The 13948-nt window shown below is 66.7% G+C and carries 10 protein-coding genes; 4 read left to right on the top strand and 6 right to left on the bottom strand.

Annotated features, from left to right (window positions below; all coding sequences use genetic code 11):
- Window positions 1-138: 138 nt before the first annotated feature.
- Window positions 139-873 (bottom strand): SDR family NAD(P)-dependent oxidoreductase, encoded by a 735-nt coding sequence (locus tag GW587_RS09925; protein WP_166101830.1) that lies wholly within the window; start codon window positions 871-873, stop codon window positions 139-141.
- The gene (locus tag GW587_RS09920) at window positions 870-1931 is read right to left on the bottom strand and encodes a patatin-like phospholipase domain-containing protein (RefSeq protein WP_166101828.1); all 1062 of its coding nucleotides are present in this window, start codon (window positions 1929-1931) and stop codon (window positions 870-872) included. The genes GW587_RS09925 and GW587_RS09920 overlap by 4 nt, the downstream gene beginning before the upstream one ends.
- A 92-nt stretch (window positions 1932-2023) precedes the next feature.
- On the opposite strand from GW587_RS09920, the gene GW587_RS09915 reads away from it, so the two are divergent.
- A complete protein-coding gene (locus GW587_RS09915; protein ID WP_166101825.1) occupies window positions 2024-3229 on the top strand; it encodes a phosphatase PAP2 family protein in 1206 nt (401 codons plus the stop codon).
- On the top strand, window positions 3226-3843 hold the full coding sequence (locus GW587_RS09910) for a CDP-alcohol phosphatidyltransferase family protein (protein ID WP_166101823.1): 618 nt from the start codon (window positions 3226-3228) through the stop codon (window positions 3841-3843). The genes GW587_RS09915 and GW587_RS09910 overlap by 4 nt, the downstream gene beginning before the upstream one ends.
- Here the strand turns inward: GW587_RS09910 and GW587_RS09905 are convergent.
- Window positions 3794-5587: a bifunctional alpha/beta hydrolase/class I SAM-dependent methyltransferase gene (locus tag GW587_RS09905; RefSeq protein WP_166101821.1), complete on the bottom strand. Its 1794-nt coding sequence runs from the start codon at window positions 5585-5587 to the stop codon at window positions 3794-3796. The two genes, GW587_RS09910 and GW587_RS09905, sit on opposite strands and share 50 nt — an antisense overlap.
- The gene (locus tag GW587_RS09900; protein ID WP_166101816.1) at window positions 5584-6450 is read right to left on the bottom strand and encodes a phosphatidate cytidylyltransferase; all 867 of its coding nucleotides are present in this window, start codon (window positions 6448-6450) and stop codon (window positions 5584-5586) included. Before GW587_RS09900 ends, GW587_RS09905 begins: the two co-directional genes overlap by 4 nt.
- Window positions 6451-6555: 105 nt before the next feature.
- Here GW587_RS09900 and GW587_RS09895 point away from each other — a divergent pair, with 105 nt between their 5' ends.
- Window positions 6556-6891 (top strand): YnfA family protein, encoded by a 336-nt coding sequence (locus tag GW587_RS09895; RefSeq protein WP_166101814.1) that lies wholly within the window; start codon window positions 6556-6558, stop codon window positions 6889-6891.
- Between the two features lie 10 nt (window positions 6892-6901).
- Here GW587_RS09895 and GW587_RS09890 read toward each other — a convergent pair whose 3' ends face one another.
- Together GW587_RS09890 and GW587_RS09885 are read right to left on the bottom strand one after the other, a co-directional pair.
- On the bottom strand, window positions 6902-9058 hold the full coding sequence (locus GW587_RS09890) for a gluconolaconase (RefSeq protein ID WP_371875566.1): 2157 nt from the start codon (window positions 9056-9058) through the stop codon (window positions 6902-6904).
- Window positions 9059-9265: 207 nt separating this feature from the next.
- Complete coding sequence (locus GW587_RS09885; RefSeq protein ID WP_166101811.1) at window positions 9266-11515, bottom strand: carboxy terminal-processing peptidase; 2250 nt, start codon at window positions 11513-11515, stop codon at window positions 9266-9268.
- 400 nt (window positions 11516-11915) lie between these two features.
- On the opposite strand from GW587_RS09885, the gene GW587_RS09880 reads away from it, so the two are divergent.
- Window positions 11916-13928 carry a methyl-accepting chemotaxis protein gene (locus GW587_RS09880; RefSeq protein WP_166101808.1) on the top strand — a complete coding sequence of 671 codons (2013 nt, stop codon included), beginning with the start codon at window positions 11916-11918 and terminating at the stop codon, window positions 13926-13928.
- Window positions 13929-13948: the final 20 nt, after the last annotated feature.

Genomic DNA, 13948 nt, shown 5'->3' with positions numbered 1-13948 from the left:
CTTTGGATGGACGTGCGCCCGATCCGCACCTCGCTGGCTGGGCGCTCATACACGAATTGGAAACGATTCCAATCGTGTCGACAAAATATATTCCGATAAATATTTTCTGTCAACACGAAAGCGTTAGCGTGCGCGGGCCTATTTTTTGCGCAGGCGCTTGAGGAACAATGGCAGGCAGTTGAACACCCGCACCAGGGCGTGCAGTTGCCAAGGGAAGACGCAGCGTTCGTGCTGGCAGGCGATGGCCGCGGCGATGCGGGTGACCGCGTCCTGTTCCGTCATCAAGAACGGTTTGCGGCCGGCGTCGCCCTGGTTCAGCTCGCGCAGGCGGGCGGTGTCGACATAGCCGGGCACGATCACGGTGACGGCGATGCCGAACGGCGCCAGCGCCTTGCGATAAGCGTCGGCGATGGCGATGGCGGCCCGCTTGCTGGCACTGTACAGCGAGCCGGTCGGATAGTCGCGTTGCAGTCCGGCGATGGAGGCCACCGCCACCAGCTGCCCTCGCCCGCGCGGCAGCATGGCGGCGGAGGCGGCGCTGAAGGCGTTGTCGAGGCCGCCGACGTTCACGTGCAGCACCGGCAAGGCGCGTTCGCGGTCCTGCGCGATCGCGGCGGCGTCGGCGTACTGGCCGGCGGTGACGATCAGCAGGTCCAGGCCGCCGGCCGCGAATTCGTGCACCATGCGCTCGACCGCCGCGCGATCGGCGACGTCGCAAGCGTGCACGCTGATGCGCGGGTCGCGCACCCACGCCAGGTCGGCGACCTTGCCGGGGTGCCGGCCGCAGATCGCCACGCGCGCGCCCTGCACCCAGTAGTGTTGCGCCAGGCCGAGGCCGATGCCGCTGGTGCCGCCCATGATCAGCACGTTCATGGCAGGGCCTTGTTGTATTGGTCCGCGTTGCGCATGCGGAATGTGCCACCTTGGGCCGCCAGTGTGTAGGCCTCCTGCGCGCGCTGGTAGCCGTATTGCCACTGCGCTTCGACGTCGGCGACGTATCGCGGATAGCTGGCCGGCGCCGCCAGCGCGATGCGGTTGCGGCGCCAGTCGATGCGCTTCTGCACGCCGCTGCCGCGCAACGCCTGGCTGACGTCGCTGGTGTCCACCCAGACGTCGACCGGGTGGCCGTGCACGCGGCGCAGGCGGTGGTTGCCGTCGATGCCGAACACGGCGCGCAAGGCGGGGATGGCCATCAGCTGGTCGTAGGACTGCTTCATTTCCATCGTCACGTGCTCGGCCAGGCTGAAGGCGAGCTCGACCGGGAACAGGTCGACCACGCCGCCGGTGTAGTCGGCGCCGCCGGCGGTCTGGCAGCGGAAATAAAACATGTCGGCGATCGAGATGCGGGCCGCGTCGGCGCGCGGCATGGCGGTGTCGACTTCCAGTGTGGGCGCGACGGCGTCGGTCCAGCCGGCGCCGACCGCCGATGGCAGGCCGTGCGCCAGCGCTGCGGTGCGGGCATCGCCGAACAGCGTCACGGCGTAGATCGGCCGTCCCCGCCGCATTTGGCCGACCTGCTCCGGGCCGAACAGCAGCTTGCCGCCAAGGATGGCCAGCGCCGGGGCGCCGGTATGCGCGGCGCGCGGTGCCGGCAGCGGCAGCTGCGCGGGGATCTCGAACAGGTAGTCGTGGTACAGGTCGGGGATGCGCGCGGCCTTGCCGCCGTCCAGCCGGCGCCGCATGACGTTGGCCAAGGCCCGCAGTGGCGCGGCGCGCGGACTGCTGCGCAGGCCGCAGAAGAAGGCGTACATCTCCGGCGATGCCAGCCACGCTTTGCGCGCGGCGCTGTCCGGCAAGCCGGCGATGATCGCGCCGGCCACCGCGCCGCCGCAGGTGGCGAGCAACAGGTCCGGCTCCTGGCCGGCTTCGACGGCGGCGGCGTGCATGCCGAGGTAGTAGCCGAAGCGGAAGCCGCCTCCGGACAGCATCATGCAGCGCTGGTATTTCGTCGGGGATTGGGCGGCTTGCGTCATGCATGACATAATGCATCAATTACATAGTTAATAACAAGGACAGTCCGACAATGACCCAGCAGGCCGCGCCCGGCATCCGCGATCGCCTGATCCAGCTGGCGCTGAACGCCGCGCTGTTCGGCGCCTGTTATCCGCTGACCAACCACCTGGCGCAACGCCACGGCGAGGTCGGCAACGTGGCGATGGCGTGGGAAGCGGCGCTGCCTTTTCTACCGTGGCTGGTGCTGCCGTACATGACCTCCGGCCTGTTCTTCGCGCTGAGTTTTCTGCTGGCGCGCGACCGCGCCGGCCTGTCGGCGCTGAGCCGCAGGATGGCCTTCACCACCATCGCCGCCTGCCTGATCTTCGCCGCCATGCCGCTGCGCTTCAGCCTGCCCCGCCCAGCCGTCGACGCCGCGCTGCCGGCCTGGCTGTTCGCGCAACTGGCAGCGCTGGACCAGCCCTACAATCAAATGCCGTCGCTGCACGTCGCCTATTGCCTGATCTTCTGGGCCGCGCTGCGCCACGTCGCCACCGGCCCGATGCGCGCGGCGCTGGCCTGCTGGCTGCTGCTGGTCGCTGCCAGCACCGTGTTCACCTACCAGCATCATGTGATCGACGTCGCCGCCGGCGCCTTGCTCGGCGCGCTGGCGATCCGACTGCTGCCGCCGCGCACCGACGCCGATGCCAACAACGCCCACGTCGACCGGCCAGTCGGCTTCGGCTACGCGTTGCTGTCCGGCCTGGCGCTGCTGGCCTGGTTCGCACTGGGCGGCGCCTGGTGGCTGTACCTGAGCGCCAGTTTGATGCTGGTGGCGCGGGCCTACCGTCGCCGCGACGCCGGCTTCCTGCGCAAGCGCGATGGCCGCCACCCATGGTCGATCTGGCTGCTGTACGCGCCTTACCTATGCGGCTATCTGATGACGTGGCACGCGGTGCGCTGGCGCGAGCGGCACCGGCCGCCGTTCTCGCACCACGGCGGCGGCCTATGGGTCGGCCGCCGCCTGACCGACGCCGAAGCCGCGTACCTGCCGCCCGATTGCGCCGTCATCGACCTGGCCAATGAGCTCAGCGAGACGCCCGCCCTGCGCCACGGCCGCTACCATCACTTCGCCCTGCTCGACCTGCATAGGCCCAACGCGCAGTCGGCCCGGCCGATCCTGGAAGCCATCGCCGGCCACGCCGCGCAAGGCCGCGCCATATACCTGCATTGCGCGATGGGCTACCGCCGCAGCCGCCAGATCGCCCAACTTTACAAGGAGCATAGCCAGCAATGAGCTTTTCGATCTATCAGTTGAAGCCACAATTCCAGCAACTGCTGCAACCGCTGATGCGCGCGCTGGTACGCTGCCGCGTGACCCCGAACCAGATAACGCTGACGACAATGCTGCTGTCGGTCGCCTACGGCGCGGCGCTGGCCTGCTGGCCGCAGCGCGCCGGATTGTGGGCCGGGCTGGCGCCGTTCCTGCTGCTGCGCATGGCCCTCAACGCCATCGACGGCATGCTGGCCAACGCCACCGGCCAGAAAACCCGGCTCGGCACACTGCTCAACGAAATCTGCGACCAGGTGTCCGACGTCGCTTTGTATTTGCCATTCATGCTGGCGGCCGGGCCGCACGCGCTGCTGCTGGCGCTCGCCGTGTGCGCCGGACTGCTGGCGGAGTTCGCCGGCGTGCTGGCGCTCAGCGTGGGCGCGGCGCGGCGCTTCGATGGTCCGATGGGCAAGAGCGACCGCGCCTTCTGGTTCAGTCTGCTCGGCCTGCTGCTCGCCTACGGCGCCGCCCCGCCGCTGCTGGACGGCGTCGTGGCGCTGGTGATCGCGCTGTCCGCCTGGACCGTGGTCAACCGCCTGCGCCGGGCGCTGCGGGCTTCCGCGCCAGCGACACCGTAAAGATCCCTTCCAGGCCGATGCTGGTGGCGATCTTGCGGCAGCCGGCGGCCTCGACCAGGCCGTCCATCTCGGCCTGCGGGCGCGGCCGCATTTGCCACGGCTGGCCGCGATGGTTGGTCAGCGTCAGCGCGATCATCTCCAGTTGCGGATGCCACGGCTGGCCGGTATAGATCAGATGACCGCCCGGCCGCAGCGCCCCGGCGATGCCCTTCAACGAATCCGACACCAGCGCGTTGTCGCTAAACAGCTCGTGCAGCCCGGAGACGATGACGATGTCGTATTGCCCCTCCGCCGCCGGGTAGCTGGCGGCGTCGAAGGCGTCGCGCAGCTGGTACTCAACCTTGGCGGACAGCTGCAATTGCGCCGCCAGCTGCCGCGCCTGGTCCAGGTTGTGCTGGGCGAAGTCGCGCAGCGTGACCTCGATCGCCTTGTCCTGATAGCGCTTGACCGTCTCCAGCACGTAGCGCCCGGAGCCGGCGGCCACGTCGAGGATGCGCAACGGCGCGTCGCCCCGATGCGCGGCGATGCGCTCGCCCAGCATCTGCTGCAATTGCCGCTTGCGCAGGCGGATGCCGCGCCAACCCACCGCGTCCAGATAGCCGCGATCCATGAAGGCGCCCATGCCGAAACGGCCGCCGGCCTGGTTGCGGTACACGTAATCGAGCGAGGCGCCGGAATCGAAGCCGTGTTGCAAACCGATCCGCATGCCATCGCTGACCCGGCCCAGCGTGCCGAGCATCACGCGTTGCAGCCCGAACCAGGCGCGCGCGACCGCGCCGACGCCCTGCCCGGCCTGTAACGCGGCATAGCGGCGCGCGCTGCGGCTGTCGCGATCGGCGTTCAGGTAATGCGACGGCGCCAGCGGCGCGCGGGCATAGCATTCGTCGACGAAGCGGCGGCTTTCCGCCAGCGCAACGCTGGTGTCCTGCTCGTAGAACAGCGCGTGGAAGGCATCGGGCAGGCGCACGTAGCGTTTCAGCGGCGACGACAGGCGTTCATGGAAGACACGCTGCGGGCCTTCCTTGACCACGTAGTCCTTGCCGGCGGCCAGCATCAGCACCGGCGTGTCGATGGCGGCGGCGTCCTGCACGATGCGCTTGGCGGTGTCGGCCAGGCCGAGCAGCACGCAGGCCGAGATGGCCTTGGCGATCAGCGGGTCGGCCGCGTAGGCGGCGGCTTCCTGCGGCGAGTGGGTCAGCATGCCGGGACGGATATAGCTGGTGACGAACAATTCCGGCTTGAAGCGGCGCGCGAAGCGCAGCGCCGGCTTGGCCAGCGGCACATACAGCTTGATCTCGAAGGCGGCGGCGGCCATGATGACGCCGCGCACGCGCGGCGCGTAGTCGTGCAGCCAGGTGGCGGCGATCACGGCGCCGACGCTGTTGGCCACCACCAGGATGTCCTCCGGTGCGATGCCGTGCGCCACGCCGAGGTGACGGATGAAGGTGTCGAAGTCTTCGACCAGCGCTTCGAAGCTGGGCGCGTCGCCGCGCTCGCCGGGCGAATAGCCGTGGCCGCGTGCGTCCCAGGCGAAGGCCCAGTCCTGGGTGAAGCCGAACTGTTCGACCAGCGGCTGAATGCGGCCGGAATGTTCATGGCCGCGGTGCAGGAACACCAGCGCGCGCCTGGCGCCGTCCTGGCGCGGCGTCATCGGTTCCCAGGCGCGGTAGAACAGCCGGGCGCCGTCGCTGCAATCGAAGCCGGACTCGGTGCTGCGCCATGCCAGTGAACGTTCAGCTTTCATGCGAGGTTTCCTTTAAAGTGAGTCAGCAAAAAATACAGCAGCGGCGCGGTGACCACCAGGCTGTCGGCCCGGTCGAGGATGCCGCCGTGGCCGGGAATCAACTGCGAGAAATCCTTGATGCCCAGGCTGCGCTTGGCGGCCGAGAACATCAGGTCGCCGGCGAAGCCGCCCAGCGACAGCAACACCGCGTAGGCGGCCAGATGGGCGGCGTCGGCCAGATGCAGATAGCGGCCCAGCGTCAGCGACAGCAGCAGCGTCACCGCCATGCCGCCCGCCAGCCCTTGCCAGGTTTTGTTGGGACTGATGCCCGGCGCGACGCGGTGGCGGCCGAACAGCGTGCCGCTGATGAACTGGGCGACGTCGTTGAGCGCGGTCAGCGTGTACAGGTAGAACAGCCACGACAGCCGCACGTGCGGCGCCAGCGGCAGCAGGTCGTAGCGCGGCAGGAAGCTCAGGCTGTAGCACAGCATTAGCCACAGCAACCAGGGCAGCGCCGGACCGCCGTGCGCGCGCACAGCGTGCGCCAACAGCGGCAGGATCGCCAAGGGCAACAGAATGTCAGCCGTGCGCGGCAAGAAGAACGTCGACAGCAGCGTGGCTGCGAACACCGCGACGGCGGCCGGCGCGAAGCCGGGACCGGCGAACGGGCTCAGTTCGCGCAAGGCCAGCCAGCCGATCAGCAGCACCAGCAGCATGGCGCCGGCGGGATGCAGCAACAGGCTGACGGTCAGCACCGGGAAGATCCACCACCAGGCCTGCACCTGGAGCCGCAACTTGCTGTGCCGGCGTGCGCGCGTGCCCAAGCCGACGCCCAACGAGGCCATTCCCAGCATCAGATAGAGCATGCCCAGCGAGAACATCATCTCCGTTCCGAGCAGGGAATCAAAAAATTGCATAGTTGCCTCAATTATTTTTAAGGCAATTGTACAGCGCTCGGTTAGACTGGCGCGAAGTTGAGGAGAATAAATTTGGAAGTGTTGAAACTGACCGGCCTGTTCGCCATCACGGCGCTGGCGGAAATCGTCGGCTGCTATCTGCCATGGCTGGCGCTCAAGCAAGGCAAGAGCGCCTGGCTGCTGCTGCCGGCGGCGCTGTCGCTGGCCGTGTTCGCCTGGCTGCTGACGCTGCATCCGACGGCCGCCGGCCGCACCTATGCGGCGTACGGCGGCATGTACATCGCGGTCGCGCTGCTGTGGCTGCGTTTGGTCGACGGCGTCGCGCTGACCCGCTGGGATCTGCTGGGCGCCGCCCTGGCGCTGGCCGGCATGGCGGTGATCGCCCTGCAACCGGCGCCGGCGCTGTAGTCGCCGCCGCTTAGTCGACGGTGATCGCCAGGTCGCGGTTGCGGGTGGCGGCGTTGCCGGCGTAGTCCTCGGCGGTGATGCGCAGGATGTAGTCGCCGGGGCTGAGTGCACCGACTTTCCACGCGCCCGGCGTCAGCTTGCCATCGCGCAGCGTGTTGTTGATGGCGTAGGCGAAGCGGGTTTCCTTGGCGCCGTGCACCGTGATGCCGCTGTTGGCGGCATACGCCAGCTTCACCGCTTCGCGGTTGCGCGGCAAACGGTCGTATTGCTGGGTAATCAGCGGCCGTTCCATGCCGGGAATGATGCCGCCGTCGCCGTTCAGCAGCTGGTAGCCCAACTTGTACAAGCCCAGACGACGGCGTTTCTGCCCGCCGTCCGACTGGTCGAAGGCGTCGACCACGATCTGCACCTCGCCCAAGCTGCGCGGCACCAGCAGCCGGGCGCCGGCCTTGGCCTTCAACACCTTGCCGTCGGCGTCGACCAGGCTGACGCCCTGGATCTGCGGCGGCAGCGTGTCCGCCAGATCGATGAACGGCAAGCTCAGCGGATTGAGCGCGTCGCCGTTCGGCTTGTAGTCGAGATGGACGTGCGCCATGCGGTTGACCGTGCCCAGCGTCTCGCCGGCCAGGAAGCGCGTGCCGCGCTTGACGCGCACCGCGTCGGCCACGCCCTTGTCGTTCTTCAGCAGCTGGAAGCGCGGATCGATGAGCTTGTCGCGCGGGTCGCGGCCGACGCGCATGTGGATGTACTGCAAGCCGTCGAAGGCAAGGCCTTCCGACAGCTCGCCATAGCCCCAGCTGGCGCGCGGATCGCTGACCTTGCCGGCGCCGACCGCCAGCACCGGCGTGCCGATGGCGGCCTGCACGTCGAGGCCGGCGTGGAAATGGTCGCGGCTTTCGCCGTCGAAATTGCCGCGCACTTCGCCCATCAAGCCCACCACCTCGTGCGCCTGGTCCTGCGGCTTGACCGGCCACAGCATCGTGGCGCCGTGCGCCGGCGGGCCTGGCGGCGCGGCGTCCGCCGGGGCGGCTTCGCCGGCCGGCGGGATGCCGATGTGGTGCAGGCGGAAGGTGGCGGCGTCGGTGACGAACAACGCGCCGTCCCTGGCCAGCGCGATGCCGCGCGGCGCGTAGAGGCGCACGCCGCCGTCCGGGCCGTAGCCGGGCTGGGCCGGATGGTCGATGTCCTGCACCGCCGCCACCTCACCCGTCGGCGTGATCTGCGCCAGCCGGCCGTGCGAATTGCTGGCGACGTAGAGGAAGCCGTCCGGCGTCAGCGCGATGCCGACCGGCGTGCGCAGCAGCGCGGCGCGGTCGTCGTCGCTGGCCGCCGCGACGGTGCTGACGTTGCCGTGCGGGTCCAGCTTGCGCACGGCGCTGTTGCCGGTGTCGGCGATGTAGAGCTCGCCGGCGGCGCTGATCGCCAATCCGGTCGGGGTATCGAACAGCGCCTGCGCCGCCGCGCCGTCGGCCAGGCCGGCGCGCTTGCCGCCGGCGATGGTGGTGACCTCGCCGTTCGGCGCGATGCGGCGGATGCGGTCGTTATAAGTGTCGGATACGTAGACCACGCCGGCGGCGTCCACCGCGACGCCGATCGGCCCGTTGAACTGCGCCGCCGCGCCCTGGCCGTCCTTGTCGCCCGCCAGGCCGTCGCCGGCCAGCGTGGACACCACGCCTTGCGGCGTCACCTTGCGGATGGCGTTGTTGCCGGTGTCGGCCACGTACAGGTTGCCGGCGGCGTCGATGGCGATGCCGGACGGCGTGTTGAACGCCGCCAGCTTGCCGGCGCCCTCGGCGTAACCCTCTTCACCGCCGGCCAGGGTGCTGCCGACGCCGGCCAGGTCGATCTTGCGGATGCTGTTGTTGCTGCCGCCGTCGGCGACGTAGAGGTTGCCTTCCTTGTCCAGCACCACGCCGAAGGGATCGGCGAAGCGGGTGCGCTGGCCGCTGCCGTTGCTGGCGCCCGGCAAGCCGTCGCCGGCGATGGTGCTGACGCGGCCGCTCCAGTGGGTGGGCGTGCCCTGTGCAGCGGAGGGCCGCGCCACCGCGCCGATCGCCTCTGGCGTGAGCACCGGTTTGCGCACCATCCACCAGGCGGCGCCGCCGCCGACCGCCGCGCCACCGAGCGCCAACGCCGCCAGCACTACCTTGAATTGAGTTGGAGACACTTGCCTGAACCTTAAAGTTGATCTTTAGAAATGCAGCTTAACCGATCTTTCAGGCAAAAAAAAGCCCGCTGCGAGAGCGGGCTAAATCTATTTCCTTGGAGGAGAATAGAGGAGACAGATGAATTATGCTGCGACGCGGAATATATTTCCAATTTATATTAGCAATAGCAGAGATTCACAAAAGCTATATCCCCTCCGACTCTCCTTTTATTTGGTGTCGGCCGCGTACGGCAGCACGCGCAAGGCCATGCGGGTATCGGTTTTCAACAAGCCCACTTCGTCCGCCAGGATGTGCACCGCTTCGTTCAGCAGCACGTCCTTGGCGGCCTTGGCCGCTTTCTCCGCTTCCAGCTCGGCCGCCAGCGTGCGCTCCGAGCCCTGCAGGCCGTCGTCGCTGCGCAGCGCGCCCTTGACGCCCGCCACCTTCGGCACCGGCGCGGTCTTGCCGCTGGCCGGCTTGGCCGCGATCGCCTTGTTCAACGCATCCTTCGGATCCGGCACCAGGATCGGATCGTCGGCGCCCGGCGTCGCCAGCAAGCGCGCTTCACGCAGCTTGGAGCGCGCTTCCTGCGTATCGCGTTCCTTGCGGCGCACGGTCTCGTTCAGCGAGATCGAGTTTTCCTTGCGCTGTTTCTTGACCAGCGCGATGTCCTCGGCCAGGTACTGGAAGTCCTTGTCCTTGGAGACGCGCGCCTCGTGGCGCTTGTCCAGCAGCGGCACGATTTCCTTGACCTCGCCGGCCGGGATGTAGACCGCCGGCTTGATCTGGGTCCACGGCAAGGCGTTGTCGTAGCTCGACTCGCCATAGCTGTCGGAATCGGCCATGGTCGGCAGCTTGATGTCCGGCGTGACGCCGCGCAGCTGCGTGGTGCCGCCGTTGATGCGGAAGAATTGCGCGATGGTGAATTTCAGCTCGCCGTAATGCACCTTGTCGTTCTGCGAGAAACGGTCCAGGCCGAACAGCGTCTGCACCGTGCCCTTGCCGAAGCTCGGTTCGCCGATGATGATGCCACGGCCGTAATCCTGGATCGCCGCCGCGAAAATCTCCGACGCCGACGCCGAACCGCGATTGATCAGCACGCCCAGCGGGCCGTCCCACGCCATGCCGGCGTTGGTGTCGCTTTCGATTTCGACCTTGTTTTCGCCGTTGCGCTGCTGCACCACCGGGCCCTTGTCGATGAACAGGCCGGTCAGCTCGACCGCCTCGCTCAGCGAACCGCCGCCGTTGTTGCGCAGATCGACCAGCACGTTGTCGACCTTGTCCTTCTTCAGCTCGGCCAGCAGGCGCGCCACGTCGCGGGTCGCGCTCTTGAAGTCCTTGTCGCCCTTGCGGCGCGCTTCGAAGTCCTGGTAGAAGGTCGGCAGCGAGATCACGCCGATGCGGCGCTTGACGTTGCCGTCCTTGACTTCCAGGATGGTTTTCTTGGCCGACTGCTCTTCCATGCTGATCTTCTGGCGCACCAGCGCGATCGTGGCATGCTTGCCGTCCGGGCCGGCGTCGGCCGGCACGATTTCCAGCCGCACGGTCGAATCCTTGGGACCGCGGATCAGCGCCACCACGTCGTCCAGGCGCCAGCCCAGCACTTCGGTCATCGGCGTCTTGTCGTCCTTGGCCACGCCGACGATTTTATCGCCGACCTTGATCTTGCCGGACAAGGCGGCCGGGCTGCCGACGATTACTTCGCGCACCACGGTGTAGTCGTCGCGGCTCTGCAGGATGCAGCCGATGCCTTCCAGCGACAGGCGCATGGCGATGTCGAAGGCTTCGGCGGCGCGCGGGCCGAGATAGTTGGTGTGCGGCTCGATCGACATCGCGTAGGCGTTCATGAAGATCTGGAACACGTCCTCGTTGGTCAGCTTGCGCGACGGGCTCAGGTAGCTGTCGTAGCGCTTGTCCAGCGTTTCGCGGATCGCCTTGTCGTCCTTGCCGGCCAGCTTCAGGCGCAGCCACTCGTTCTTGACGCGCTTGCGCCACAGGTCCTTGACCTCGGCGTCGGTCTTGGCCCACTCGACCTTTTCACGGTCGTACTGGTAGCTCTCGTCGGTGCTGAAATCGAATTTGGTCTTCAGCAGTTCGCGCGCGTAGGCGATGCGCTCGTTGAAGCGCTGCTGGTAGAGATTGAAGATGGCAAATGGAACGCTGAGGTTCTCGCCGGTGATGGCGTCGTCCAGGCGGGTGCGCACCACGGCGTACTGGTCGATGTCGGCCTGGGTGAAGAACATCTTTTCGGAATCCAGCGACTTGAAGTAGCGGTCGAAGATCTTCTCCGACATCGCGTCGTCCAGCGGCGTCGATTTATAGTGCAGTTTGGTCAGGACCCGCGAGGCCCAGACGGCGGCCTGGGTTTGGCCCGGCTGCGGCTTGAGGACGGTGTCCGCCGTTTTTTCCGGCACGGCCGCGCCGGCCTGAACTGACAGGGCCGCAAGGACGGCCACCAACAGCGTTTGCTTCTTCATCGGCTTACTCCGAAACGTAGTGATCAAATTATTGGGTGTTGCAAACTTATTCTACAGGATAGCGGCCCGCAACACGGCACTGGCAAAACACAGTTTCCTTGCGTAAGCTTAAGCCCACCTGAAGATGAAACCAGTACAAGTCGTTTCCCGCACGGGTAAAGTGCTGATTTTTAGGCAATTTTCCGTTCAAGTCATTGTTTTAACAAAACAAAATAGTGGAAAACCGTTATCAAATTGTTGCCGAATAGAAAATTCCTGCTATCATGGCGGGCATAGTGTCATTTGACGGCGCCGCTCCGCCGCGCGTCCCACGCAGTCGCTCCCCCGCCCCCGGAGCATGCTCTTCCAGAGCCATCTCGAACCGCAACACATTTCTCTAAAGAGAACCATGAAAACAATAATGAATCCCCGCAATTGGGGTGTCGGCACCAAGATCACCGTGTTCACCTTCGCCTTGATCGCCCTGATCCTGGCCGTACTGCTGACCTTGATCAGCCTGAGCACCTCGGCCATGCTCAAGGAGCGCGCCAAGGCCAACGTGGCCAACACCCTGAGCGGCATCAGCAACACGGTTGAAGTGTTCAACACCGCCATGACCAACGAGGCATCGAGCTTCGCGCGCCTGTTCGCGGCCGGCTTCGGCGGCGGCGAGTTCGCGCTCGACCCGGCCGAGAAGGTGGACATCGCCGGCAAGCCGACGCCGTCGCTCAAGCACGGCGGCAAGGCGTTGAACCTGGACTTCACCATCCCCGACAAATTCACCAGCGACACCGGCGTGGTCGCCACCATCTTCGCCGCCGACGGCGACGAGTTCGTGCGCGTGACCACCTCGCTGAAGAAGGAAAACGGCGAGCGCGCGGTCGGCACCCAGCTCGACCACGCCCACCCGAGCTATCCACTGCTGCGCGCCGGCAACAACTACATCGGCCTGGCGACGCTGTTCGGCAAGCAGTTCATCACCCAATACGATCCGATCAAGGACGCCAGCGGCAAGGTCATCGGCGTGCTGTTCATCGGCCTGGACATCTCCAGGAACATGGACATGCTCAAGCAAAAAATCAAGGCCATCAAGATCGGCGACACCGGGTATATCTACGTGATCAACGCCGCGCCGGGCAAGAACCTGGGCGTCGAGCTGGTCCACCCGAGCAAGGAAGGCGTCAACGTCATCGACACCAAGAGCACCGACGGCCGCCTGTTCATCAAGGAAATGCTGGAGGCCAAGGAAGGCAGCCTTCTTTACGATTGGGCCGACAAGGACGGCGAGACGCCGCGCGAGAAAATGGTCGAGTTCCGCACCTTCAAGGCGTGGAACTGGCTGATCGTCGGCGGCACCTACACTTATGAGATCACCAAGGAGGCCGGCGAACTGCGCAACCGTTACGCGCTGCTGGGTCTGCTCTCGCTGCTGCTGTTCGCGGTGGTGCTGTTCCTGCTGGTGCGCACCGTGGTGTCGCGTCCGCTGGCGCGCGCCGAGGAAGCCGCCACCCGCATCGCCCAGGGCGACCTCGACGTGCACCTGGAAATCGACAACAAGGACGAGATCGGCCTGGTGCTGCGCTCGCTCAACGGCATCAGCCACAATCTGTCGAAGGTGGTGGGCCAGGTGCGCCGCGGCGCCGAGCAGATCACCACCGCGTCCAGCGAGATCGCCAGCGGCAACCTGGACCTGTCGCAGCGCACCGAGGAACAAGCCTCCAGCCTGGAGGAAACCGCCGCCTCGATGGAACAGCTGAGCAGCGCCGTCAAGCAGAACGCCGACAACGCGGTGCAAGCCAACCAGATGGCGGTGGCCGCTTCCGGCATCGCCGCCAGGGGTGGCGCGGTGGTGGCGCAGGTGGTCGATACGATGGGTTCGATCAACCAATCGTCGCGCAAGATCGTCGACATCATCTCGGTCATCGACGGCATCGCCTTCCAGACCAACATCCTGGCGCTGAACGCGGCGGTCGAAGCGGCGCGCGCCGGCGAGCAGGGACGCGGCTTCGCGGTCGTGGCCTCCGAAGTGCGCAACCTGGCGCAACGCTCGGCCACCGCCGCCAAGGAAATCAAGGCGCTGATCGACGATTCGGTCAGCAAGGTTGAAGTCGGCAGCAAGCAGGTCGAGCAGGCCGGCACCACGATGCAGGAAGTGGTCGACAGCGTGCGCCGCGTCACCGACATCATGTCCGAGATCAGCAGCGCCAGTGAAGAGCAGCGCGCCGGCATCGGCCAGGTGCACGAAGCCATCGCCCAGATGGACCAGGTGACGCAGCAGAACGCGGCGCTGGTGGAGGAAGCGGCCGCCGCCGCCCACGCGCTGCAGGACCAGGCGCACGAGCTGGAGGAAGTGGTCAAGATCTTCAAGCTGAACAGCGACGATATCGAACCGGCGACCCGCATCTCCGCGTCGCGCCGCCTGGCGCTGAAGTAATTCATCGGCGGCGGCGGCGG

This window comes from Duganella aceris, assembly GCF_011090165.1.
Lineage (GTDB): Bacteria > Pseudomonadota > Gammaproteobacteria > Burkholderiales > Burkholderiaceae_D > Rugamonas > Rugamonas aceris.
The sequence above is the reverse complement of the archived record's forward strand: the minus strand, read 5'-3'. Positions and strand labels throughout refer to the sequence as shown.